Source organism: Desulfoplanes sp. PS50, from assembly GCF_053851535.1.
The window spans coordinates 154,721-179,440 of sequence record NZ_JBSPZA010000001.1 but is presented as its reverse complement, the minus strand read 5'-3'; the positions used below and the strand labels follow the sequence as shown (position 1 = coordinate 179,440).

Genomic DNA, 24,720 nt, shown 5'->3' with positions numbered 1-24,720 from the left:
TTTGCAAAAAATCAAAAAACCTTCTAAAAAAGATCAAAAAGATAAACCTATTGAAGGAGGAAAAACCTCGTTCATGGTTTTTTGACCGACTCTTGACAAGATCCTTACATCGGCACACAGAGCAAGTCGGGTTGTTGATTTCCCGATCACACACACGAGGAATGTATGTCCCCAGAACGGATCAGCCCGATCAAGGCCATCCGCAAGACATGTCTTCTTTGCCAGGGTGGTAGCAGAAAATTCGTTGCCCAGTGTCCTGACGAAGCATGCCCCCTGTACCCCTTTCGTCTCGGCACCCGGGCGGCAAAACCACGGGCCAAGCTGCTCAAGGCGATCAGAAAGTTCTGCCTGCGCTGTGCAGGTTCGGCAAAGGCAGCGGATACTTGTACGGCCCATAAACAGATGGACGGCCTGGAACCATGTTGGCTTTATCCGTATCGCAAAGGCAAGATGCCCGCAAAAAAGAAGGCGGCCCGAAAATCCAGGCCGCATAGCCGGAGAAAGCCCGAACGGGAACTCGCTCTACCGTTTTGAGTATGTCTGCATAAAGATGCAAGGCGCCCCGCGATACCGACTTTTTTCCTGTCTGTTTCATCCAGTCACAAAAAAACCCCGATCCCGGGGCTTTTTTGTGACTGGATATTTTTCCGCACTCATGTGAAGGGCACAATGGCCTTGTCGGAGAGAAAGGTGCTACTTGTTGGGACATTTGGAAATATATTCGGCCAGTGAGGCGGCGTTCAACCCTTTGGACCGCGCCCGGCACCAGCGGACAAATGCCCGCGTATTTACATCCACCTTGCACGTTCTGATCCCGGCCCGATGGATGGAGGCGATATTCTCCCCGGCCTTTCTGCGCCACTGGGCATAGCTCTCTTCCCGGCAGAGCGATCCGTTGGCTGCCGTTACCATGGCCTTCCATTGCCCCCTGGAAAACCAGGGAACCCTGACAACGAGATCATCAAGGGTGGCGGGGGCATCTGTCTGCATCGAACACATGTTAAGCTACGAATCCTCGTTGATGAGCGGTGGATAAAGGTATATAAAGCGATCTTCAAGCGCATAGGTCTCAGACAATATCTTCAGGCGGAACAGGGTCGCCGGACTGACCACATGGCCTTTGGCAATGAGCAGATGGCCGCCGCCTTTGACGGTCAGATCCTCGGCAAAAATCCAGCCCACCTCCAGATCCTGGAGCCGGAGCGCCCGCTTTCCCTTTTTGCGGGACGAGGTCACCATCTGGCAGAAACGTTCCAGCACCTCGGGGTGGTAGAGTTCAACATTCTTGCGCATGAAATCCACCGCGTCCGTCGTGAGCATGTCCTGCTGCTTGAGCTTGTCAAAATCCAGGCAGATCCTGAGCATATACGCCCCAAGGGGAATATCCAGGCCCTCCAGATAATCCTCCTTCTGCAGCCGGATCATCTCGATAATTTTTTCAAATCGGGGGATGTCGGAAAGAAGCCAGGCGGCCGCCTCGGGATGCTTCTCAATGGCCACAGCCTCTTCCGGGGCCATCTCCCTGTCACCTATCCGCACACCGGGGCCCAGGGAGGTGACCGAGACCCATCCGATCTGGGAAAGCAGGGCCGCCAGTTCGTACTGCCAGACCCCGGGCAGGCCGAAGGACCTGGCCAGGGAGATCATCTGCCCCCTGATCCGCTCACCCCGGCCAAAGGCACAGGGGTTGACCAGGGAGAGGATGTTGGAAAGAACCCGAATGGTCCCCTGCAGGGTTCCCCTGAGAACCTCCTTTTCCGTCTGAACGGACCGGTACTGGACCAATCCATCTTTCAGACTGGCGATCAGAGTTTCCTTGGAACAAGGTTTGTTCAAAAATCGAAAAATCCCCGCACGGTTCACGGCATCGATAGCCGCCTCAAGATCCCCTTGGCCGGTCAAAAGCATGCGCACGCTCTCGCTGGAAAATTTTCTGACCTGTTCCAAGAAGTCGACCCCGCTGGCACCGGGCATTTTCAGGTCCGAGACAACAACCGCGTAGGGCCCGTCACTCTTGATCTTCATGATTCCTTCGACAGGGCCTTCCGCAGTATCCACGGTAAAATCCGGTTTCAGGGCCAGCCGGATGCCCTGCAAAACCTTGGGGTCATCATCGACAAAGAGAATTTTTTCTTTCATGCTCCCACCTGGATCGTTCAGGTAAACCAACAATACACGAAGACTACTTCATGAGATTCAGTACGTCTTTTGCATAATAATAGCAAGGCATACCAACAAGTTGGCCCATATCGGCCTGCTCCACAGTCCAAACATCGTGATGGATTGACCGTGTACGGAATGTGAAAATTTTCTTTTTCTAGACGCTTTGCACCTTGCCCTCTATCCCAAAATGGCTTCATTTTAGCAGAGGAGCTCTCTTACATGACGCTGGCCACACTTTCCTGGATCGCTTTTACCCTGTTCATCGCGGGCCTTGGCTTCATTGTTTCCCGCTGGTTCATCCCTTCCTTCATGGGAATCCCTTCCCCGTACGGTACCGGAACACGGATAGCCGCTGTCCTCAAGGGGTGCGCATGCTCCCTCATCCCGCCCAGGCTGTTTATTCTGATAAAGACCCTTGTCGCCGACATCATCCTGCTTCGTCCTCTCTTCTCGGTCGACAAAATCCGCTGGGCCACCCATCAGCTCATTTTTTTCGGATTTGTCCTGCTGATCCTGTTTCACGCGTTGGCCTCCCTTGTCACAATCTCACTCTTTCCCGAGTATCAGTCCACCCTGAACCCCTTTTTCATCGGCCGGGAAATTCTGGGAATCCTGGTTCTGACGGGGGTGATCATGGCGGTCTACCGGCGGTTCATCCGCAAAAAACCGCTAGCCGCTTCCAATGGCCACGACATTTTCGCCCTGGTACTTGTAGCCGCAATCATTGTCTCGGGAATCGCCCTCGAGGGGATGAAGATGACCTCGGAGCAGGTCTTCATGAATATGGTCGAAGAGTATGCCGCCATTGATACCGAAGATGACACAACTGAACTCGAGGCCCTCAAGGCCTATTGGGCACACGACTTTGCACTGGTTCCCCATGCGCCCGTCTCCATGTCCGAAGAGGCCACGAACCAGGGTAAAAATATCCACGACGAGTATTGCGCCTTTTGCCATGATGCCAATACCTCCGCCTTTGCCGGATACGCCACGGCCAGACTTCTGACGCCGATCGCCCCGGGACTGGACCGCATGGGCATGGTTGCCGTGCTCTGGTATCTTCATGTTCTTTTATGTCTTTTTGGCCTGGCAACACTTCCGTTCACCAAATTCCTGCATATACTGACCACTCCCGTGAGTCTGATGGCCAAGGCGATCATGGGACCCAAGAGCCATCCAGCGGCCGTGGCGGTCCGCCAGGCTATGGGACCTTCTGCTTGCACCCATTGCGGGATCTGCAGTGAGCATTGTTCGGCCATGGTGGCCGCCCGGGTTCTTGACAATCCCCTGATTCTTCCCGGGGAAAAGATGCAGTACATCAAGGGACTTTCCCCGTACGCCTCCCCTTCGCCCCGCAAACAGCAGCAGCTCACTGAGGGCATTTTCGTCTGCACCAGTTGTGAACGCTGCTTGACGGTCTGTCCCTCGGGAATCGACATGGCCACCCTCTGGATGAACATGCGAAAACACCTGCTCAAACAAGGGGAAACGCCGCTTTCGCTTCTCTCCCCCCTGACCTATGCACCGGCCCTGCAGGGAGACCTGGCATTAAAACAATCCATGCGGACAGGGGGCTTGCAAGGGCTCGAACGGGTCCGGGACAATTTCGACCAGCTCACAGATCCCGAAACCCCGCTCCTTCTTCAGGAACATGAAGATCCTGACGCGGCCAGACTGTCCCGGAACAAGACCTTTTCCTATTGTTTCGTCTGTCAAAGCTGCACCACGGTCTGTCCGGTGGTCGCATCCTACGAACATCCCCAGAAAGAGCTGGGCATGCTCCCGCATCAGATCATGTGTTCCCTGGGCCTCGGGCTCACGGAGATGTGCTCCAAATCGGCCATGATCTGGAAATGCACCACCTGCTATCAATGTCAGGAGCATTGTCCCCAGGATGTCCGCATCGTGGATCTCTTCTACCGCCTCAAACACGCGGCTGTCAGAAATACCGATGCGGACCGGAAACCGGAACGAATCAAGATGGATTAAGCTCAAGGTCCGCTTCTTGTGCGGACAGCAACACATCTCTGATAGTGACCATAACCGATCGAACCGCCCCGTTCACGCCGCATGACCTCCCGGGGCGTAACCCTCTGCGTACTGTGCTCTCAAACGCTCTGCGCATTTTTCAGGACTTTCAGCCATGAACAACTACGCACTCTTCCTCGGATGCCAGATCCCTGCCCGGGTCCAGGGCTATGAACGTTCGGCCCGCACGGTCTTGAGCAGACTCGAACTTCCCATCCTCGACATCCCCGAGTTCACCTGCTGCGGCTATCCGCTCCGCAATCTGAATCGAATCGCCTTTCTGGCCTCAGCCGCCAGGAATCTGGCCCTGGCCGAGGCCAGGGGGCATGATCTTCTCACATTGTGTATGTGCTGTTTCGGGACCTTGAAAAAGGCCGAACAATTTATGGAGGAGGATCCCGAACTCAAAAGCAGGGTCAATGCGGTCCTGGCCGAGGAGGGCCTCACCTATCGGGGCACGACCCGCATCCGCCATCTGTTCAGCGTCCTCTATCAGGAGGTGGGGCTGGAAAAGATAGAGCAGGCCGCAACGTCCTCTCTGGGGAAAACCAAACTGGCCATCCATTACGGGTGTCATGCCCTGCGACCGAGCGACATCACCCTTTTTGACGATGCCGTTGCCCCTTCCCTGCTTGAAGATCTGGCCCGGGCCGTCGGGGGATCGCCTCTTGCGTGGGATACCAAATACGACTGCTGCGGCGCGCCGCTGCTCGGCATCGACAATGAACTCTCCTTTGGTCTGGCCCGCAGAAAACTGGTCATGGCCGAAGAACACGGCGCCGAATACCTGTGCACAGGGTGTCCCTACTGCCATCTTCAGTTCAGCAATGTGCCCCCGAGTAAGGAAACAGGTGGGCTCAAGCCCATCCTTCTGACCCAGATCATGGGCCTGGCCATGGGGGCCACCCCCAAAGAACTCGGCCTCCCCCCGGGATTCACTCTGACCCCGAAAAACACACGATGAACACATTTTCCTGACTTTCAACCTCTCTCTAACTTTCTCAAATTTCTCAACTCTCTAAATTTCTCAAATTTCTTAAATTTCTTAAATTTCTTAAATCTCTTAAATCTCTTAAATTTCTTAAATTTCTTAAATCTCTAAAATTTCTCAAATCTCTTTTCGCAACCCGGAGTTTTTTCCCATGGCAGACAAAATAATCGGCGCGGCTATGGTCGTCGGTGGCGGAATCACCGGCATGCAGGCCTCCCTGGATCTCGCGGATGCCGGATATTATGTGTATCTGGTGGAGCGATCCAGTTCCATTGGCGGGATGATGTCCCAATTGGACAAGACCTTCCCGACCAATGACTGCGCCATGTGAATCATCTCCCCCAAGCTGGTCGAGGTCGGCCGGCACATCAACATCGAGCTTCTGACCCTCTCGGAGATCACCGCGGTCGAGGGCAAAGAGGGCGATTTCACGGTCAGCGTGCTCCGCCACCCGAGATACGTGGACATGGACAAGTGCATCGCCTGCGGGCTGTGCGCGGAAAGGTGTCCCAAAAAGGTCCCGGACGAATACGACGGCGGGTTGTCCAAGCGCAAGGCCATCTATCTCAAGTACGCCCAGGCCGTTCCCCTGAAATACGCCATCGATGACACCCAATGCCTCTATCTGACCAAGGGGAAATGCGGACTCTGCGCCAAGGTCTGCCCCCAGGAGGCCATCGACTACACCCAGACCGCCACAACCGAGCAGTTCCGGGTGGGCGCGGTGGTCCTGGCCGAAGGCTGTTCATCCTTTGATCCCTCCAAGTTGGATATCTACGGATATACCCGCTCCCCGAACATCGTCACCAACATGGAGTTCGAGCGCATCCTCTCGGCGTCCGGCCCCACGGACGGCCATCTGGTCCGGCCCTCGGACAAGGTGGCGCCCAAAAAGATCGCCTGGATCCAATGCGTGGGCTCCAGGGACCGGCACAAGGGGGCCAACGGCTATTGTTCAGCGGTCTGCTGCACGGCGGCCATCAAGGAGGCCATGCTCGCCAAGGAACATTGCAGCGATTTTCTGGACACGGCCATCTTCTATCTGGACATCCGGGCCAACGGAAAGAATTTCGAGCAGTATTTCAACCGGGCCAAGGACGATGCAGGAGTGCGGTTCATCAAGTCCAAGATCTCGGAGATCTCCCCGCTGGATGCAAACGGTCGCCATGCCATCCGCTATGTGGACGAGGCCGGGGAGATCGCCGAGGAACATTTCGATATCGTGGTCCTCTCGGTGGGGCTCAGCGCCAACGTTCAGAATGCGGCCATGGCCGAAAAAATGGGGCTCGACCTGAACCACTACCGATTCGTGGCCACCTCCTCCTTCACCCCGGTTCAGACCTCCAGGCCAGGGATCTATGTCTGCGGTTCCTTCCAGGCCCCCAAAGACATCCCCTCCTCGGTCATCGATTCCAGCGCGGCAGCCGGGGCCGTGGGCAGCCGGCTCGCCCCGGCCCGGTTCACCAAAAGCAGATTCCCTGAAGAGCCGTCCATCCGGGAAACCCGGGGAGAACCGGTCCGCATCGGGGTCTTTCTCTGCCGCTGCGGCACGAACATCGCCGGGGTAGTCGGCATGGACCGCCTGGAAGAGGCGACCCGCAAGCTGCCCGGAGTGGTCTATGTGGGTACGAACATGTTTTCCTGTTCCCAGGATACCCAGGAAAGCATCGCCTCGGAAATCCGGGAAAAGGGCATCAACCGGGTCGTGGTGGCGGCATGTACCCCCAAGACCCATGAACCCCTGTTCCAGGAAACCCTGATCAACGCAGGGATCAACAAATATCTCTTTGAGATGGCCAATATCCGCAACCAATGCTCCTGGGTGCACAAAGCCGATCCCGAGGCGGCCACGGACAAGGCCATCGATCTGGTGCGCATGGCCGTGGCCAAAGTTGCCCTGCAGGAAGCCCTGGATGAACCGCAGTTGTCCATCGGTCAGGCCGCATTGGTCATTGGCGGCGGGGTGGCCGGGCTGGAAGCTGCCCGCAATCTCGGGGATCAGGGCTATTCCACCTATCTGGTGGAGCGGTCCGACCGACTCGGGGGCAAGGCCTGGTTTCTTCAGCAGACCTGGCGCAAGGAAGATGTGCACGCCTATCTTCGCTCGACCATCAAGGCCGTTTCAGACCATCCCAATATCACCGTGCTCACGAACACCCGGATCATTGACGCCTCCGGATTCGTGGGCAATTTCACCACGACCATCGAGCGTGCCGGTGCGGTCAGCGATCTGCACCACGGGGTGACCATCATCGCCACCGGGGCCGAGGAACTCAAACCCGAAATGTACCTCTACGGCGAGGACCCCCGAGTGCTCACCCGTCTCGACCTGCACAAGAAATTCATCGAGGATGAGGCCTCCCTGGCCAGGACCAACACGGCCGTGCTCATCCAGTGTGTGGGATCGCGCATCCCGTCGCGCCCCTATTGCTCCAAGCTCTGCTGCACCCAGACCATCAAGAGTTCCCTGCATCTGCGCGAACTCAATCCGGACATGAACATCTACGTCCTCTACCGGGACATGCGCCCCTACGGATTTCAGGAGGACATCTTTCGTCAGGCCCGGGAAAGCGGCATCCATTTCATCCGCTATTGTTTTGAAAAACCCCTTGCAGTCACCCGGGCGGACAATTCCCTGCAGATCGATTTCAGTGACTGCGTGCTCCGAAGAAACATGCGCATCCACCCGGATCTGCTGGTCCTGGCCACGGCCATTGTCCCGGAAAAGAAAAACGCCCTGGCCAATATGTACAAGGTCAGCCAGGACGAATACGGATTTTTCTCCGAGGCCCACGTCAAATTGCGGCCCGTGGATTTCGCCACCCAGGGCGTCTTTGTCTGCGGTCTGGCCCATGCGCCCAAGCCCATTGACGAGTCCATCGCCCAGGCCCAGGCCGCTGCCGCCCGGGCCGTAACCCTGCTCGCGGCCAAGGAGATCCACGGCTCAGGCAGCGTGGCCCAGGTGAATCCCGCCTATTGTGTCAGTTGCGGGGTCTGCGTGACGGTCTGCCCGTACGGGGCCCCCATGATCGACGCCCAGTCCGGCAAGGCAACCATCCAGCCCTCCCTGTGCAAGGGATGCGGTCTGTGCGCGGCGGCCTGCCGTTCCGGCGCCATCCAGCTCAAGGGATTCACCGCGCCGGAGATCATGGCCGAGATCAACGCCTTCATGGATCTCTGATCTCCCTCCCCGGACGGCACCAGACACGTACCCTCTCAAAATTCTTAACACATCGAAATTTCTGAAATCTCTAAAATTTCTTAAATCTCTAAAATCTCTAAAATTTCTAAAATCTCTTAAATCTCTTAAATTTCTTCATCTTGCCCAGCATCGTATATTTTTGACTGGCATGCTGACTCAAAATACTATTCACCTCAAAAAAAGGGGAATCTCATGCATAAAGCACACGTCTATTTCACGAACTTTCGCACCAAGGCCTTTGGTGACGGTCTGCCCACCAAACTCAAGAAGATGATCCTACAGGCCGGGATCGGAAACATCGAGCTCCAAGGCCGATTCGTGGCCATCAAACTCCATTTCGGCGAGCTGGGAAACATCAGCTATCTCCGCCCCAACTATGCCAGGGCCGTGGCCGACGTGATCAAGGATCTGGGAGGCAAACCCTTTCTGACCGACTGCAACACCATGTATCCGGGCAAACGGAAGAACGCCCTGGAGCATCTGGAATGTGCCTGGGAAAACGGGTTCACCCCCCTGACGGTCGGGTGTCCGATTCTCATCGGGGACGGACTCAAGGGGACCGACGATATCGCGGTCCCGGTCACGGGAGGCGAATATGTCCAGGAGGCCAAAATCGGCCGGGCCATCATGGACGCGGATGTCTTCGTCAGTCTGACCCATTTCAAGGGGCACGAGATGACCGGATTCGGCGGGACCATCAAAAATATCGGCATGGGCTGCGGGTCCCGTGCGGGAAAGACCGAACAGCACAGCAGCGGCAAGGCGAACATCAACGAAGAACTGTGCACGGGCTGCAAGGCCTGCCTGAAGGAGTGCGCCAATGATGCCCTGCACTTCAACCCCGAAACCAAAAAGACCACCGTGGACCACGACAATTGTGTGGGCTGCGGCCGCTGTCTGGGTGCCTGTAATTTCGATGCCATCTCCTTTGAAAACGACGACGCCTATGAACTGCTCAATCGGCGCATGGCCGAATATACCAAGGCAGTGGTGGATGGCCGCCCGCACTTCCACATCTCCCTTATCGTGGATGTCTCCCCGAATTGCGACTGCCATGGGGAAAACGATGTCCCCATCCTGCCCAATATCGGCATGTTTGCCTCATTCGATCCCCTGGCCCTGGATCAGGCCTGCGTGGATGCCTGCCTCAAGGCCAAACCCCTGCCGGGCAGCCAGCTCGCCGACAATCTCTCCCATCCGGACTTTACAGACCACCATGACCATTTCACCAACTCCACCCCCGAATCCGAATGGCGCTCGTGCCTGGAGCACGCCGAAAAAATCGGCCTGGGAACCCGGGAATACGAATTGATCGTGGTCAAATAGATCCCCCTGCACGACTTATTTCCCGGCAGAACAACAAAGCGATGATCCCGGTTACCTCCATGGAGGTAACCGGGATCATCGCTTGAGAGCCAGGGCCAGGGATTCAAGCCGGAAAGCATGGAACGACCCCGATCAATTGGAAAAAACTCCCTGCTGCAGCCGGTCACCACCAGAACTCGGGATATTGCCTCGCGGAGGCCGCATTGTTGACCGGCAGGGCAACGGCTCTACCGCTCTCCTGCAATGCTCTTTGCGAGACCGTGTTTTCGTATGATCCGCTCCACCTCCTGGCGGACATCGGCAAGACATCAGCGTCCGTGTGGATTTTGGGTGGCGCACGAACACCCATTGGATCGCTTCTTGCTGACAATCCGTTCAAGAATGGTTGATCTTCCGTTTGTAACGATATCCTTCTCAATGTCGCTACGGCTATATCCAAAACAATAACACACACGCTCCTTCATAATTCTCCCATAAAGATCCGAACAATTTGCCATGCTGTGACTAGAGAAACGGCTGGATGATAAAATAGACACCAAGAATCGCTATCATCCCGCCCGCGATGCGTCGAAAGATCATGCCGCCCCGCTGCCAGGCAGAGTTGGCGAGAAGTCGTTTGACCATGGCGGTGGAACCACCGGCCACGGCAATGGGGATGCAGTGACCGATGCCGAAGAGGACGATAAAGGCGATCCCGGTGAAAATCTTTTCCTGCACCGTGATGATGGCGAGGATGGGGGCGATGAAGCCGAAGGTGCATGAACCGGACAACACGCCATAGGCAAGCCCGAGCAGAAAGGCTCCGAACATCCCCCGCACCTTCAGCCTGGTCATCATGCCGCCGGACAGGGAACATCCGGCAACGCCGAACATGTCCAGGGCGACCCAGAGCAAAATCAGCCCCACCGCAATGGTCCAGTACGGCCCGACATCGCCGAGCATCCGCCCCAGCAGGGAACAGGCGATGCCGATGACCGCGATGGTGATGAACAGTCCGGTGGTGAAAAGGATGGCATAGACCGTTGCCTGACGGCCTTTGACGATCCTGTCCTGTCCGGCCACATAGCCGACGATCAGAGGGATGGAGGCAAGATGGCAGGGGCTGAAGAGCACGCTGACCATGCCCCAGAGAAAACATCCCAGCGCCCCGAGGAACACCCCGCCTGTCATCCATTGATTGATGAGAAGAAATATCTGATCCATGGCCTAGTCCACGCCCAGTTCGTGCAGCACCTTGACAATGGAGGCCTTGTCCAGAAACCCCTCGTGCCGGAGCTGTTCGTTGCCCTCTGCATCGTAGAAGATCTGGGTGGGTATGGTCCGGATGCCGAACTGTCCGGTGACGTTGAGATTTTCCCAGACATCGATGAACACAATGGCGGCCCTGCCCTCATACTCCACGGCAAGTTCCTTGAGGATCGGGGTCATCATCTTGCAGGGAATGCATTTGTGGGCTCCCAGATCGAGCATGGTCACCTTTCCCGGGATGGGGACATCCTGCACCGCACCGGAAATCAACTCCGAGGGTGTCGGCTCAGAGGCATGGGCCGTGACAGCAGGCAGACTGACCACCAACGCGCAGAACACACCCATGACACAAGAAAGAAGAATGCTTCGGATAGACTGATTCAATGTACAACCCCCGGCGTTTTGCCCGCCGTGCCGACCACACACATTGTGATCAGGCGAGCATCTTTTTGAGTTCATCCACAGACGGCACCTTGCCGACCACCTTGACCTTTCCGTCCACCACCAGGGCGGGCGTACTCATGACACCGTACTGCATCATCTCGTTGATGTCGGTGATCTTGGCCAGTTCATAGTCCATGCCCAGATCCTTAGCCGCGGTTTCGACCTCTTTTTTCAACTTTTCACATTTGGGGCAGCCAGGGCCCAGAACGAGAATCTTTTTCATTGTCGTCTCCTTTATCCGAAAAACGTTCCATAGAACACGCCGCTTAGAGTGGCCATGGCCATGACCAGCAGCACGAAAACAATTGTTTTTTGCGTCCCCATGACGCTTCTGATGACCAGCATGTTGGGCAGGCTCAGGGCCGGGCCGGCCAAAAGCAGGGCCAATGCCGGCCCCTGGCCCATGCCGTTGCCGATGAGCCCCTGGAGAATGGGTACCTCGGTCAGGGTGGCAAAGTACATGAACGCCCCGGCAAAGGAGGCCACAAAATTGGACAGCAGGGAATTGCCGCCTACGGCCTGACTGACCCACGCGGAGGGAATCAGCCCTTCCTGGCCGGGACGCCCTAAAAGCAGTCCGGCAATGAGCACCCCGAACAGGAGCAGCGGCAGGATCTGCCTGGCAAACCCCCAGCTCTGATCGAACCAGTCACCCAGCTCGCCCTCACGGGTGGAGGTCAGCACGGACAATCCCAGAATCCCGGCCACAAAGGCCAGCTGCGGCATCTGGGGGAACAAGAATCCCAGGGCCACGGCAGGCACTGCGGCCAGGACCATCTGCCACACCCGGATTTGGAACCAGAGCACCAGACAGGCTGCAAAACCCAGGGAGAACAGCGAGGTGATGACCCACTTGGAGGCGTGGATGGCGTGCCACAGGCCTGCAGGTTCGGAAGGTCTGCCCCAATTGGCGAACACGAGCACCCCGATCATGGTGGCGAAATAGATCCCGTTCTGCCACAGGGGGCGATCCACCTCGGCCTCGGGGAGACCGGCCATCTGCGCACCCTTTTCCTGTTCCTCCTTGCGAAAGAAAAAATGCATGAGCAGGCCGATGACGATGCTGAAGACAATGGCCCCCACAGCCCGGGCCAGACCCAGACCCGGACCCAGGACGCGCGCCGTGAGGATGACCGCCAGGATGTTGATGGCCGGACCGGCATAGAGAAAGGCCGTGGCCGGACCGAGCCCCGCGCCCATGCGCCAGATCCCGGCAAAGAGCGGCAGGATGGTGCAGGAGCATACTGCCAGAATGGTTCCCGAACAGGAGGCCACCCCATAGGCCACACACTTGTTCGCCCGGGGCCCGAGGTACTTCATGACCGCGGCCTGACTGACAAACACGCCGATGGCCCCGGCAATAAAAAACGCGGGCACCAGACAGAGAAGCACATGCTCGCGGGCATAATCCCGGGCCAGATACAATGCCTCGAACACGGCGTTATCAAAGCGCTCCCCGCCAAGGGGGAGATAATAGAATGCCAGAAACACGCCCACAATGACGAGCAGCGGTTTCCATTCAGATCTCCAGGTCATTTCAAACCTCTTCAACGCTATATTTGCATTTTTCGCCAACTAATGGCGCAAAAAAATATCCTTCGCCAGGCTTCGTAACTCCTACTTTTTGGCAATATTGCCAATTAACGAGCTTGTCAAGACTCCCCAAATCACGAGTCTGACCCGCACAGCATAGCGGCCTTCCCGGAAGGGCGAAAAACATTATCGCGACCTCATGACCTGAAAGACAGTTTTGTTTCATCCAACCGCCTGGAATATAATGGCTGGTTTGCCCCGTTTTGGACGGTTTGACTGTCCGACCGAGCCAGGCATCGTTCATCGAGCCGTTGCCTGACATCGCCCGGAACATCTTGCCTGTATTGAGCAAAGGCTTGATGGTACGAGGCCCGCGAGGGAGTTTCAAACCGCCCAAAACAGGGCGAACCGGCCATAAGGACATATCAGCCCGCCTTCGATCTGAATAATCGCGAAAGATTGTTTCTTGGCCGCTTGCTATGGGCTGACAAAAAACGGTAGGGTGGATACATCCACTTCAAGATATATAGAATCGATCCAGATCCTGCCGACAACCGCCGGGACAAGCTCATGGAAAAACCATGCATATTGATCGTTGACGATGAAAAAAACATCCGTCTGACCCTGGCACGCGCCGTAAAACCGCTTGAGATTCCCGTCCAAACGGCAGTGAACGGCGAGGAGGCGCTTCAGAAATTACAAGACACATCTTGCGACCTGGTCTTTCTGGATTTGAAGATGCCCGGCATGGACGGAATGGAGGTCTTACGGAGAATTCGGGCCCGCTGGCCCTTTATTCCCGTGGCCATCGTGACCGGTCACGGGACCATTGAATTGGCCGTGGAGGCGATGAAACTCGGGGCGATCGACTTCATCCAGAAGCCCTTCTCCCCGGCCGAGATCCTGGAAGTGGCCAGAGCGGTTGTACCGCGAAACGACCGCAACGAGGGCTCCGATGACACATAGCCGATACATCGTCATCGTGGGGTGCGGACGGCTCGGATCGCATCTTGCGAACCACCTCAGCCGGGAGGGGCATGCCGTGGTCGTCATCGATCAGACCGAAAAGCGGCTGAACGAACTCTCAGCGGATTTCAGCGGATTCAAGATCAATGGCGACGCCACGCACATGGCGGTCCTCGAGGAGGCCAAGCTGAAAGATGCCGACGTGCTCATCGCCACCTCCCACGAGGACAACGTCAACCTGATGATCGCCCAGATCGCCCTGAAGATATATAACGTCCCCCAGGTGCTGGCCCGGGTCTTCGATCCCCAGCGGGAGGAGGTCTATGCCCTCTTGGGAATCGACACCATCTGCCCGACCTCGCTGGCAGCCGAGATATTCCTTCGGGACCTTGCCCAAGGAGAGAAACGCCGCCAAGAGGACGAGGCATGAAAGTGATTCTTGTCGGAGGGGGCAAGACTCTGTTTTTTCTGTGTCGCAGATTTGCGGCCAAAGGCTACCAGGTCGTGGTTGTCAACCGGGACAGGGACGAATGCGTTCAATTGAGCCGTCAGCTCTCCGCCCTGGTCGTCCTTGGAGACGGAAGCGACGCCGAAGTGCTCAAGGAGGCCGGGGCCATGGAGGCGGACGCCCTTTTGGCGATCACCCCCAATGATCAGGACAACCTGATCATCTGTCAGCTGGCCGCCATCAAATTCGGCGTGCCGCGCGCCGTGGCCCTGGCCAACGACCCGGACAACGCCGGGATCTTCGAAAAGCTGGGTGTGTCCGCCTTTTCCACGACGCAGATCGTGGGCAGTCTGATCGAGCAGCAGGCCTCCCTGGAGCCGATCCTCAATCTCCTGCCCGTGGGGGAAGGCCAGGTCAACGTGACCGAGCTTGTCCTGGAAGCGAACTCCCCCGTGGTCGGCAAACACCTCAAGGACATCGATCTCCCTGACAATGCATTGATCGCCGTGGTCATCCGCAACAATCAGCCCATCATCCCCCGGGGAGAAAACGATCTGCAAACGGACGACCGCGTGGTGCTGATCACCCTGCCGGAAAACCACGGACCGGTTCTCAAAACCCTGACCGGGGAACCGGACTAGCAAAGGAACGCCCACTGTGCGGGAAAAGGAATATCTCAGACAGCGCTACACGGCCATGCTCTCGGCCACAGGCCTGATCCTCTGCCTTGTGAGCGGGATCCCCCTCATCCCGCTCATCCTGCTCGTCCCCCATCCGGAAGAATTTTCAAACGCGCTTTGTTTCTGCCTTCCTGCAGCATGTCTCGCCCTGATGGGATTCCTGCTCCGTCGCATCTTCAAGTCACAAACAGATCCGACCCTGTCGATCCAGGAGGGCGGGATCATTGTTCTTGTAAGCTGGGTGGCGGTGATGATCGCCTCGGCCTGGCCCTTTGCCGCTGTCCTGGAGATGGAGTTCTCCAGGGCGCTTTTCGAATCCGTGAGCGGATGGACAACCACGGGATTGACCGTTGTGGATGTCACCCGGGCAGGTCCGATGATCCTCTTCTGGCGGAGCCTCATCCAATGGGCCGGCGGGGCCGGGCTGGCCTTCATCATGCTCTCGGCCATTGTCGGTCCCTCGGGCGTGGGCATCCCGAGTGCCGAGGGACGAAGCGACCAGCTCGTGCCCCAGGTCAGGCAGTCGGCCCGCCTGGTCCTGATCATCTATTCCATCTATGCCCTGGCAGGAACCCTGGCCTACTGGGGCGCGGGGATGTCCCTCTTCGATGCGGTGAACCACGCCTTCACCGCTGTCTCCACAGGCGGGTTTTCCACCAGGCCGGAAAGTATCGCCCATTGGGACGCGGTCTCCATCGAGGGGGTGACCCTGGTGCTCATGCTTTTGGGCAACCTGAGTTTCGTGACCGCCTGGTTCCTCTGGCGGGGTCGATTCAAGGTTGTCCGCAAAAACGGCGAAATCCGCCTGCTGGCCGTTCTGATCCCCCTTTCTGCCGCGGCCCTCTTTTTTCTGACCTGCCGAACCCTCTATCCGCACATTGACAAGGCCATGCGGGCCGCCATCCTGGAAACCGTGTCCGCATTGACGACCACGGGATTCTCCACAGTCAGCCATGCCGAATGGAACTCCTTCGGGATCCTCCTTGTGATCATCCTGATGGTCATAGGAGGCGGCACCTGTTCCACGGCCGGTGGGATCAAGCAGTTCCGCATCCATCTCCTGTTCAGGATGACCCTCTGGGAGATCCGGCGCCAGCTGATCCCGAAAACAGCGGTCACCGAGCTCCCCCTGTGGGACGGTGACAGACGCATTTTCGTGGACGAGGCCAGGCTGCGGCAGACCGCGGTCTTTGTCTGCATCTATCTGGGCGCCTATCTGGCGGGGGTCATGATTCTCTGTTCGTACGGGTACAGCCTGAGCGATTCGCTCTTCGAATTCGCCTCCGCCCTGGGAACGGTCGGACTCTCCGTGGGGGTGACTTCCGCCACAATGCCCGACGGCGCCCTCTGGGCCGAAATCCTGGCCATGTTCCTGGGACGGCTCGAATTCATGGTCGTCATCGTCAGCCTGCTCAAAATCGGCCAGGACATGGCCCAGATGGCTCACACGGGTTCAGGAAGATCGGCGGAGGCAGGATAGATGTCCTTCCTCTGAGATGAATGCACTGATACATGCACAGGGTAGACGCATAGGGAGGATGGAAACACCATGTGTATCAACGGAAACGATATTTTGTCTTGGACTTATCTTTCCTGCAAGGCCTGATCCAGGGTGTTCAGGTAGGGTTCGATGAAGTATTCCAGTACGGTTCGTTTACCGGTATGGATGTAGGCTACCACCTGGACACCGGGATAGAGACGGTATTCGTGCCCGTTGGAGGTGAAGGATCGGGCAGCTGTCTCGATGCGGGCGGTGTAGAAGGTCTCTCCGTCTTGTGCCGCATAGGCATCCGGGCTGATTCTGGTCACCTTGCCTTTTATGCTCCCGAAATATCTCGCATCCCGCGAGGCGAGCCGGATGACCGCCTTCTGGCCGGTCTGGACGAAACCGATATCCCTGATGGGCAGGCGGGCGTCCACGACCAGTCTGTCATCCTTGGGAACGATATCCAGAATCGGTTTTCCCGGAAGGACGATGCCCCCAGTGGTCACCAGGTAGATGGTCTTGACGATTCCATTGACCGGTGAGCGGATGATTGTTCGTTTGAGGGTGTCGGAAAATTTTTTCAGCCGCTGTTCGAATTCCTTGAGCTCCTGCCGGGCCTGATGGAGACGTTCCCCTGCCTTTTCCCGGAATTGCTGTTTGAGAACCGAGTGCTTTTCCCGTGCACCTGCCAGGGCGGACCGGGCCTTTTTGAGTTCGGATCTGTCCTCCTGCATTCTGCCGTCCAATTCGGCTTTTTCCCTCAAAAAATTGAGATGCTTGTACTGGGTGGTCAGGTTGTCTTTCAGCAGTTCCTCGCTGATGGCAATCTGCTCGTTGAGCAGTTTCAGGCTCTGGCTGTTGTGTACGAGTCGATCCTCGATCCGGGTAATATCCTGCTGACGCTGCCGGATATGCTCGGTCTGTTCGGCCAGCTGGCCGGTATGGCGGCGGCGACTGGTCACAAACTGCTCTCGTGCCTGTTGAACAAGCTCGGGATGGGACCTTTGCAGGTCAGCGGGAAAAGCGATCTCGCCAGCCTCCCGGGATTCGGCAGTGAATCGGGCGATATCCGTGCGCAATGCCAGGATGCGCAACCGGATTTCCTCCACGCTGGCCCCGCTGGCGGTTTCTTCCAGCTCCACCAGGGGTTGGCCCACATCGACCTCCTGTCCCTCCTTGACCAGAATTTCCTGAATGATCCCCCCTTCCAGATGCTGAATGGTCTTGACCTTGGAACTGGGCACAACCTGACCCAGGGCCATGCTGACGATATCCAGCTCCCCGATCCACGCCCAGGTCAAGGCGGAGGCGAAGATGAGCACGCAAAGGATGAAGAAGAGATGGGTGTGACGCTTTATGGATGGGGGTACGGAAGACGAGGAGGTATCTGGAGTGGATGCGGAGGGCATGGTTTGTCTCTGTTGTCCGAGTGAAAGATTTTTTCCGTGCACGGGGCCGTGGCGCGGAGAAAGACGGGTTGAGGGACAAGGGGCTCGTCGGATTTCACGCCGAAATTTCATCTCCAACCGTCATTACGGCCAAGGCCGGGATCTTTGACCATATGGAGATTGTTGTGACTCCAACCCATGGGGCAGATTTCAAAGATCCCGGATCGGTTCCGGAATGTACCCGCTACGCACTGTATCCTGCGCACTATCTATCGGTCGCTCACCTGCGGAACCGGCTTGACACTCAGATCCAGGACCGTGCGTGCGCCCCGGAGAATCTTCTCGTCCTGGGTGCAGACCACGATGGTTTTCCCTGCTTTGGCCAGGGTGTTCAGCAACCCGTACAGGGCGTGGCATCCGGCCGGGTCGAGGCCCTCGGTGGGTTCGTCCAGGATGACCAGGCTGCCGTTCGTGACCAGGCCTCTGGCCAGGGCCAGACGGCGGCGGATACCCAGGGGAAGGTGGTCACCTGAATCGTGCAGCACGGTCTCCAGCCCTTCCACGCTTTCATCCAGAAAAGGCCGCAGATTGGTGGCCGCGATGATTCTGTTCAGTTCTGCCGGATCGATATCCGGACGGGCGAGGGTGATATTCTGGAGAATGGTCGCGCGCAGAAACGTGGGTTCCTGGGGCACGTAGATGATCTGCCGACGCCACCAGTCCGGAGCGATCTGGGCCAGATTGATCCCGTCGATCATGATCCTGCCCCGGATGGGAAAAAGGAGCCCGGCAAGCAGTCTGGCCAGGGTGGTCTTGCCGGCACCGTTGTATCCAACGACCGCGAGCACATCTCCCGGAGACAGGGAAAGATTCAGTGATTCGAACAGGGGCTGGGACTGACCGGGCCAGGCAAAGGCGAGATCCCTTGTTTCGATCCTGCCGGCATAGGTGCGAATGGCCGTACCGGATTCCCGTTCCAGGGGCAGGGAGAGAAAGGCCGCGATGTCCTGCTCGGATTTCTTTAACCCGGACATCTGCTCCTGAACCTGGACGAAACGGGAGACAACCGCCACCGCCCGGGATGCCAGAATGCTCGTACCGATCAGGGCCCCGATGGACAGGGTTCCGTCCACCACATGGGAAGAACCGATGGCGTAAACCGCAACGGTCATGACGGTGGTTCCGGCCAGGGTCAGAGAGTGGGAGAGTTCCCGGGAATCGGCCATGGAGTGGGTCAAACGGGAAAGGGCTGCGATATGGTTGCCCATGGTCCGGGCAAGAAAGGATTTCCCCCGAAAGGCCCTGACAGTCTCACTGTTTTCAATGGCCGAGTTCTGGTCGGACCGGTATTTCAGGGTCTGTTGCTGCAGCTCGAGCCCCTTTTTCGTGGAATGGATAGTGGCAACCTTGCCCACGATCCATACGAGAACCATGCATACCATGGTGACCAGGGCCAGGATCTGGCTTAGAAACCAGATTGCTGCGATATACAGAACCACAAACGGGGTATCCAGAAGCGCGTTGACATTGGAGGCGTCCACGAGCCTGTTTTGCTGCTGGATGGAGGAAAAGATTTCCTGAATTTTTCCCCGATCCAGCCGCATGAGCTGCTCCATGCGCGCCCCGGCCAGAATCGCAGCGGCTTTGGCAGCCAATTGCCGACCCGGTTCCGTGAATATCCCGGTAACCAGCTTGGTCCGAAGAAACCGGATGGCCAGCTGGAAGACGATCACCAGAACCATTCCCGCCGTCAGGGTGAGAAGCGTCCCGGTAAACCCGCTGGAAACATACCGGTTCAAGATGACCATGGCATACAGGGGAGCGGCCAGATTGAGCACAGTGATCATCAGGGTGGCCAGGAGGATTTCCCCTGCCACCAGGGGGTGGGAAAGAAGAATGGAAACGAGTGGTTTCATGCCGTGTAAAGGGGCGGATTTGCCCCCTCCATCGTGTCTCGATTTCTGATTGATTGTCCGGGTATGAGGGGTACGCATGAAGGGACTCAAGGCGATGAATAATCGAGAGCCTATCCATTGTAGAGTACGATGTCGGAGGGCGCATCCAATGAGATTTCCGCCTCGAATTCCGCGATGACAACGGCATCGTGGAGTGTTCCGGTACCATCCGGGTCATAGCAGAGTCGTGTTGTGTTCCCGGAAGAATCTGTCTCAGAATAGAGAGATTCTTCTTCACTCGTCGGGGGACCGGCAAGCAGGCTGACAGATGGGGAAATCAGGCAGCCCGCCAGGTCGATGCCCAGAACGTCCTCTCCGGAGGTGAAGTCATGGATGACATCGCCGAAATCATCAGGGGATGCGTAATAGAATTCATCCATGCCCTCGCCGCCAAAAAGATGATCCTGGCCTGGTCCCCCAAAGAGGTAATCGTTGCCCTGACCTCCGTGCAGAAAATCGGATCCTGCCCCGCCATCGAGATCGTCGGCTCCACTACCGCCGAAAAGGCTGTCATTGTCGTCAAGCCCGAAAAGCATGTCGTCGCCGTCCTCGCCCCAGAGAATGTTGGGCCCGTAACTTCCCTCCATCTGATCGCCAAACGCCGAACCAACGATGTTTTCGATCTCGACCAGGGTATCGGTGCAGAGCGACTGACCAAAGGTGGCCTGTACAGTTTCTGGTTCACTCTCCGTATGGATTCCCAGGGAGCTGGAAAGATTTGCCACGATTCCTGTTTGTGATTCTGCGTAATCAACGGTGTCAAAGCCCCAACCACCCGACAAATAATCATCTCCCGGACCGGCGATGATAAGGTCATTGCCGGTCCCGCCCTCAACGGAATCCTCTGCTGAACCACCGATGAGGCAATCGTCGCCACTGCTTCCGCAGACATAGTCCTGATCGCCATTACCGGCCAGCAGATTGGGGGCGGCACTGCCCATGATCATATCCTTGCTGGCTGATGAGCCAATGACGTTTTCCATGTCCTGCAGGACATCGGTGTACACGACCGCGCCGGATCCCTGGTCGTAGGGTGCCGTTGCAGAGGGCGATCCCTCCTGGGCCCCCGGGTCCAGAAAGACCTGTGTATAGAGATCGTACGAGTATCCCCCATCGCCGGTCACTGTAGCGCTGACGGACTCAGAATAGTCGATGGTGTCCGAACCTTCCCCGCCATCGATGGTGTCGTTCCCCGGACCGCCGCGAATGATGTCGTTTCCGCCAAGTGCCTGGACCTCGTCGTCACCGGCAAGAGGGCTGAACCATTCATCCACCATGGTTCCGGTCATAAAGTCATTGCCGTTCGTACCGATGGTCCCGGCCGCATAATCAGGGGAAACAGTGTCACCATTGGTATCGATATCCACGATCACATCCAGGGCCACTGTCGCCTGGCTCGAAAAGCCCTGATCATTGGTGACCTGGTAGGTGAAACTGTCATGGCCCTGAAAATTGGTGTTTGTTTTATAGACAAAGCTACCGTCGGGGGAGATGGAAACATTCCCGTTGTCCGGATCATCGACCAGGGAAAAGGCCATGTCATGATCTGGATTGAAGATCTCGAGCCTACCGTGCAGGGTGTAGTTTTGGGGGATGACCAGCAATTGATCATGGGCGCACAACGGATCAGCGGGCACAATGAGAATGTTGGCGGGGCCTATGGGATCGCTGGTCTCGAAGGTGGCGATCAGGGTAGCATCGATCAGGCCCTGTGTCCCGGATCCGGCGTTGAAAAGGAGCTGGGGTTCGGGATTGCTTGTCGTTGGGGCCAGGTAGACAAAGGCGTCCGTGGTGATAGGAGTCTCCATTTCCTGGGCAAGGGCAAGACGATACGCGTCGGCCTCGCTTCCAGAAAGAGAGATGAAATGCTCCGCGGACAATTGCCCGGTGATCCCTTCAACGCTGGTCCCGAGAAAGCAGTTGCTGCTAAAGACCAGGGCATCCATTTCCTGGTCGAACATCCGGATGGTATCTCCACCCTCATCCAGCGATTCATACAAAAAGAGATCGCCGTTTGGACCGGTGGAATCTCCTTCGTCTCCGTCGAGAATATCCGATCCCCATCCACCATAGAGCATATCGCTCCCGGCATTTCCCGCGAGCAAATCATTCCCCTCATCACCATGGAGGATGTCGTTGCCGGACATACCGTCAATCCTGTCATCCCCATCATTGCCCCGGAGAATATTTGGGTTGGCGTCGCCTGCGATGTCATCCGGACCGTGTGATCCGACGACGTTTTCAATGGCAACGAGGGTATGCTCAAAATTTGAGCAAGAAAAAGAGACGGATGCTGTTTCAGCCGCCATATCGACGGCTACATGGTCCGCAAAGGAATAATCTATCGTGTCGGTGCCCTCTCCCCCGTCGTGCTGGTCCGCACCCGGTCCTGCCATGAAATAATCGTTGCCCGCATCGCCGAAAACATGGTCGGCGTCCGGCTGCGAGCAATCACCAAGAGGAGAGATGATGTCGTTACCTCCGGCGCCATAAATGTAATCGTTTCCTTGGGTGCCTTCGAGATAATGTCCCTGGTCGCCGTCCACGTACGGTGCTGTGGCGGAAGAAGTGACCTGGGTTGGAGTTTGCACGTCAACGATAAGGTTACCCCCCATGGATTGAAGGGTCGAAATATCCGTGAGTATGTAGGAAAAATTCTGGTTCCCAGACGTTTCGGAATATCCAGAATAGGAGAATGTCCCGTCCATATGGTAGGTAGGACCGTCGATGCTGTAGCTGCCTGCAGTGGGGATGCAAAAAACATCCTGACAGGGATCCATCGGGAGGACGCCCTGATAGAAAAGGGTGTCGCCAATTGTCAGCAGAACATCGTCCGCGTCTGGGAAGAGATCATCGGACAATGCAGTCACATCCACGGTCACAGTATTTGGGTGTTCACTGAATGTCGTGCCATCCCCGACTTCGAAATTTAGAGCGGCATAGCCCTGGCCTGAAGTGTTCGGCTCCGGAGTGAAGACAAGCAGACCGTTTTCAATGTCAGCTCTGGCAATGGACTCTCCCGCCTGGACAGGGATGCCATCAATGGTCAGCGCACCCTGGGTGCAGGCATCGGTGAATCTGACGTACTGCAGAGTGTCCCCGTCATCGATATCCTGAAAACCAAAATCTGCTACGCAAAAGATATGCGCGCTGTTTTCTGAAAGGATAATTGTCGTGTTGGTACCTGTTGGCGGATCGTTTACAGGGGTTACGCTCAAATTCACAGTGAAGGTTTGAGCCTCTGAAACACCGTCGGTAACAGTTGCCGTAAATTGATCGGTACCAACGTAATGTGGATCAGGTGTATACGAAAAAGTTCCTGATTGATTGAGATAAAGAGTTCCATGTGCAGGTTCTAGGACATTCGAGAACACAAGAGCATCTCCATCAGCATCGGTGACTAGGATGTCATTGATCGACGAGTCCTCTTCCATGGAAAAGTCTGTATTGTGGATAACCGGTTTTGAGTTGGTAGGCTGTGGTGGTACAGGCGGATCATCCGGGGTATCCTCTTCCTCGTCCTGCTCATCTTCTTCCTGTTCGTCGTCCCCGTCCTGGTCGTCCACGGGCTGTTCGTCACCGGGTTGATCATCTTCATCCTGGTCATCTACGGGCTTTTCGCCACCAGATTGATCATCTTCGTCCTGGCCATTCCCGGATTCCCCTTCCCCATCCTGCTCATCTTCTTCCTGTTCGTCGTCCCCGTCCTGGTCATCCACGGGCTGTTCGTCACCGGGTTGTACATTTCCAGGATTTTCAGGATCCGGGGTTTCCGGCAGGATGGTGTCGTCTTCGTCAGCCAATGGGTTAGAAGGTGTTTCGGGGGGAACGAACGCCATTTCGAAGCCGGCCTCGCCAGAGGTAAGCTTTATTGCAACCGGTTGGACGGAATCGGGGATGTCGAGCTCAACCACCTGTGGTGAGAATGTTCCAGCCTGTGGTTGGGGTTGGGGAGATATATCCTCAGGGGTGCTCGGAAATTGAGTTTCCTGAGGCTCTCCCGGAACTGTAGGCGGAGCTTCCAGTAAGGGACCGCCCCCATCTGTCTCGCTGTCCCCGAGTTCCTCCCCCTCCGCTTGTTCTTCTCCACCATCTTCTGTTCCCATCTCTTCGAAAGGCTCACCGGCATCTTGATCCTCTTGAGCAGGTGCATCGTCCTGGTCACCGCTCTCGGTTGTCGAAGAGATGGGCGTGGATGTCTCGAGTTGCTGCAACTCCTCGCGGTCGGCCATGCGTAACGGCCCCATGGGGGTGTTCCTGACAAGTGTGGCAAAGGTTCCAGTGGTATTCATGAACCGGATGGTCCCGAATTGGTCCTGGACGACCATGATATGTCCGGGTTCGATGTCACCGAGATAGACCCTGTCCTCACCCTCCCCTGTAATGACCCAGAATTCGGTTCCCCGGATGCCGATGGTTGCCAGCGGTGATTTGACCGTGAATTCATCGGGGTTCTGTTCGGCAATCTTGCCGGTCACGGTTCGCAGGGTGCCCTCGGCCATGTTCAGAAGAAACCGGGAAGCACTCGCATCGTCCTGGTCATAGACGTAATCGTCGATGCTGATGCGGCTGTTTTCCGCCTGTGACAGGATGGTATTGTCCTCGAACCTGATCTCGACTCGTCCGTCATCCTCGGTGACGATCACGGCCCCTTTGGCGATCGCATCCCCCTTGGCAAGGGGGATCAGACCGGACTCGGTTTCCAGAAAGACCTGGCCGCTGACAAAGACAATCGTTCCAATGTCGTGTGCGTTTTCTTCCATGGCGGGACTCGGGGCTCTATGGTTGAGAGATCTACAGACAAAGAAGAGATTCGACAGGTCCGGAGGCCGAAGACGTCATCATTCCCGGATTCCTTCCGG

18 protein-coding genes and 1 pseudogene are annotated in these 24,720 nt (G+C 56.8%); 9 read left to right on the top strand and 10 right to left on the bottom strand.

The window, feature by feature from the left end; genetic code table 11:
- Positions 1 to 165: 165 nt before the first annotated feature.
- Entirely contained in the window at positions 166 to 534 is a 369-nt protein-coding gene (locus ACTVJH_RS00770) for a hypothetical protein (RefSeq protein ID WP_455986468.1), read from the top strand.
- Positions 535 to 693: 159 nt separating this feature from the next.
- Here ACTVJH_RS00770 and ACTVJH_RS00765 read toward each other — a convergent pair whose 3' ends face one another.
- A complete protein-coding gene (locus ACTVJH_RS00765; RefSeq protein WP_455986466.1) occupies positions 694 to 990 on the bottom strand; it encodes a hypothetical protein in 297 nt (98 codons plus the stop codon).
- A 15-nt stretch (positions 991 to 1,005) separates the two neighbouring features.
- The gene (locus ACTVJH_RS00760) at positions 1,006 to 2,139 is read right to left on the bottom strand and encodes an HD domain-containing phosphohydrolase (RefSeq protein ID WP_455986464.1); all 1,134 of its coding nucleotides are present in this window, start codon (positions 2,137 to 2,139) and stop codon (positions 1,006 to 1,008) included.
- Positions 2,140 to 2,382: 243 nt separating this feature from the next.
- Between ACTVJH_RS00760 and ACTVJH_RS00755 the strand changes: the two are divergent.
- From ACTVJH_RS00755 to ACTVJH_RS00740, 4 genes and pseudogenes are all read left to right on the top strand, one after another.
- A pseudogene (locus tag ACTVJH_RS00755) lies at positions 2,383 to 4,050 on the top strand (4Fe-4S dicluster domain-containing protein); the annotation flags it as partial.
- A 256-nt stretch (positions 4,051 to 4,306) separates the two neighbouring features.
- The gene (locus ACTVJH_RS00750) at positions 4,307 to 5,155 is read left to right on the top strand and encodes a CoB--CoM heterodisulfide reductase iron-sulfur subunit B family protein (RefSeq protein ID WP_455986462.1); all 849 of its coding nucleotides are present in this window, start codon (positions 4,307 to 4,309) and stop codon (positions 5,153 to 5,155) included.
- Between the two features lie 178 nt (positions 5,156 to 5,333).
- On the top strand, positions 5,334 to 8,363 hold the full coding sequence (locus ACTVJH_RS00745) for an FAD-dependent oxidoreductase (protein ID WP_455986460.1): 3,030 nt from the start codon (positions 5,334 to 5,336) through the stop codon (positions 8,361 to 8,363).
- Between the two features lie 213 nt (positions 8,364 to 8,576).
- Positions 8,577 to 9,710 (top strand): DUF362 domain-containing protein, encoded by a 1,134-nt coding sequence (locus tag ACTVJH_RS00740; RefSeq protein ID WP_455986458.1) that lies wholly within the window; start codon positions 8,577 to 8,579, stop codon positions 9,708 to 9,710.
- Between the two features lie 504 nt (positions 9,711 to 10,214).
- Here the strand turns inward: ACTVJH_RS00740 and ACTVJH_RS00735 are convergent.
- The 5 genes from ACTVJH_RS00735 to ACTVJH_RS00715 are packed head-to-tail and all read right to left on the bottom strand — an operon-like array spanning position 10,215 to position 13,359.
- Positions 10,215 to 10,913, bottom strand: coding sequence for a cytochrome c biogenesis CcdA family protein (locus ACTVJH_RS00735; RefSeq protein WP_455986456.1), 699 nt, complete (start codon positions 10,911 to 10,913; stop codon positions 10,215 to 10,217).
- 3 nt (positions 10,914 to 10,916) lie between these two features.
- The gene (locus ACTVJH_RS00730) at positions 10,917 to 11,342 is read right to left on the bottom strand and encodes a thioredoxin family protein (protein ID WP_455986454.1); all 426 of its coding nucleotides are present in this window, start codon (positions 11,340 to 11,342) and stop codon (positions 10,917 to 10,919) included.
- 49 nt (positions 11,343 to 11,391) lie between these two features.
- Positions 11,392 to 11,625 carry a thioredoxin family protein gene (locus ACTVJH_RS00725; protein WP_455986452.1) on the bottom strand — a complete coding sequence of 78 codons (234 nt, stop codon included), beginning with the start codon at positions 11,623 to 11,625 and terminating at the stop codon, positions 11,392 to 11,394.
- Between the two features lie 11 nt (positions 11,626 to 11,636).
- Entirely contained in the window at positions 11,637 to 12,938 is a 1,302-nt protein-coding gene (locus ACTVJH_RS00720; RefSeq protein WP_455986450.1) for a permease, read from the bottom strand.
- 1 nt (position 12,939) lies between these two features.
- Positions 12,940 to 13,359, bottom strand: coding sequence for a hypothetical protein (locus ACTVJH_RS00715; RefSeq protein WP_455986448.1), 420 nt, complete (start codon positions 13,357 to 13,359; stop codon positions 12,940 to 12,942).
- 146 nt (positions 13,360 to 13,505) lie between these two features.
- Here ACTVJH_RS00715 and ACTVJH_RS00710 point away from each other — a divergent pair, with 146 nt between their 5' ends.
- From ACTVJH_RS00710 to ACTVJH_RS00695, 4 genes are read left to right on the top strand one after another with little or no spacing between them, the layout of a single operon-like run.
- Complete coding sequence (locus ACTVJH_RS00710) at positions 13,506 to 13,901, top strand: response regulator (RefSeq protein ID WP_455986446.1); 396 nt, start codon at positions 13,506 to 13,508, stop codon at positions 13,899 to 13,901.
- Complete coding sequence (locus ACTVJH_RS00705) at positions 13,891 to 14,331, top strand: potassium channel family protein (protein WP_455986444.1); 441 nt, start codon at positions 13,891 to 13,893, stop codon at positions 14,329 to 14,331. Before ACTVJH_RS00710 ends, ACTVJH_RS00705 begins: the two co-directional genes overlap by 11 nt.
- Positions 14,328 to 14,990: an NAD-binding protein gene (locus tag ACTVJH_RS00700; protein ID WP_455986442.1), complete on the top strand. Its 663-nt coding sequence runs from the start codon at positions 14,328 to 14,330 to the stop codon at positions 14,988 to 14,990. Before ACTVJH_RS00705 ends, ACTVJH_RS00700 begins: the two co-directional genes overlap by 4 nt.
- Before the next feature lie 16 nt (positions 14,991 to 15,006).
- Positions 15,007 to 16,509: a TrkH family potassium uptake protein gene (locus ACTVJH_RS00695; RefSeq protein ID WP_455986440.1), complete on the top strand. Its 1,503-nt coding sequence runs from the start codon at positions 15,007 to 15,009 to the stop codon at positions 16,507 to 16,509.
- A 104-nt stretch (positions 16,510 to 16,613) separates the two neighbouring features.
- On the opposite strand, the gene ACTVJH_RS00690 is transcribed toward ACTVJH_RS00695, so the two are convergent.
- From ACTVJH_RS00690 to ACTVJH_RS00680, 3 genes are all read right to left on the bottom strand, one after another.
- Positions 16,614 to 17,924 (bottom strand): HlyD family type I secretion periplasmic adaptor subunit, encoded by a 1,311-nt coding sequence (locus ACTVJH_RS00690; RefSeq protein ID WP_455986438.1) that lies wholly within the window; start codon positions 17,922 to 17,924, stop codon positions 16,614 to 16,616.
- Between the two features lie 248 nt (positions 17,925 to 18,172).
- Positions 18,173 to 19,897, bottom strand: coding sequence for an ATP-binding cassette domain-containing protein (locus ACTVJH_RS00685; RefSeq protein ID WP_455986436.1), 1,725 nt, complete (start codon positions 19,895 to 19,897; stop codon positions 18,173 to 18,175).
- Between the two features lie 32 nt (positions 19,898 to 19,929).
- Complete coding sequence (locus ACTVJH_RS00680; RefSeq protein WP_455986434.1) at positions 19,930 to 24,621, bottom strand: tandem-95 repeat protein; 4,692 nt, start codon at positions 24,619 to 24,621, stop codon at positions 19,930 to 19,932.
- Positions 24,622 to 24,720 lie beyond the last annotated feature (99 nt).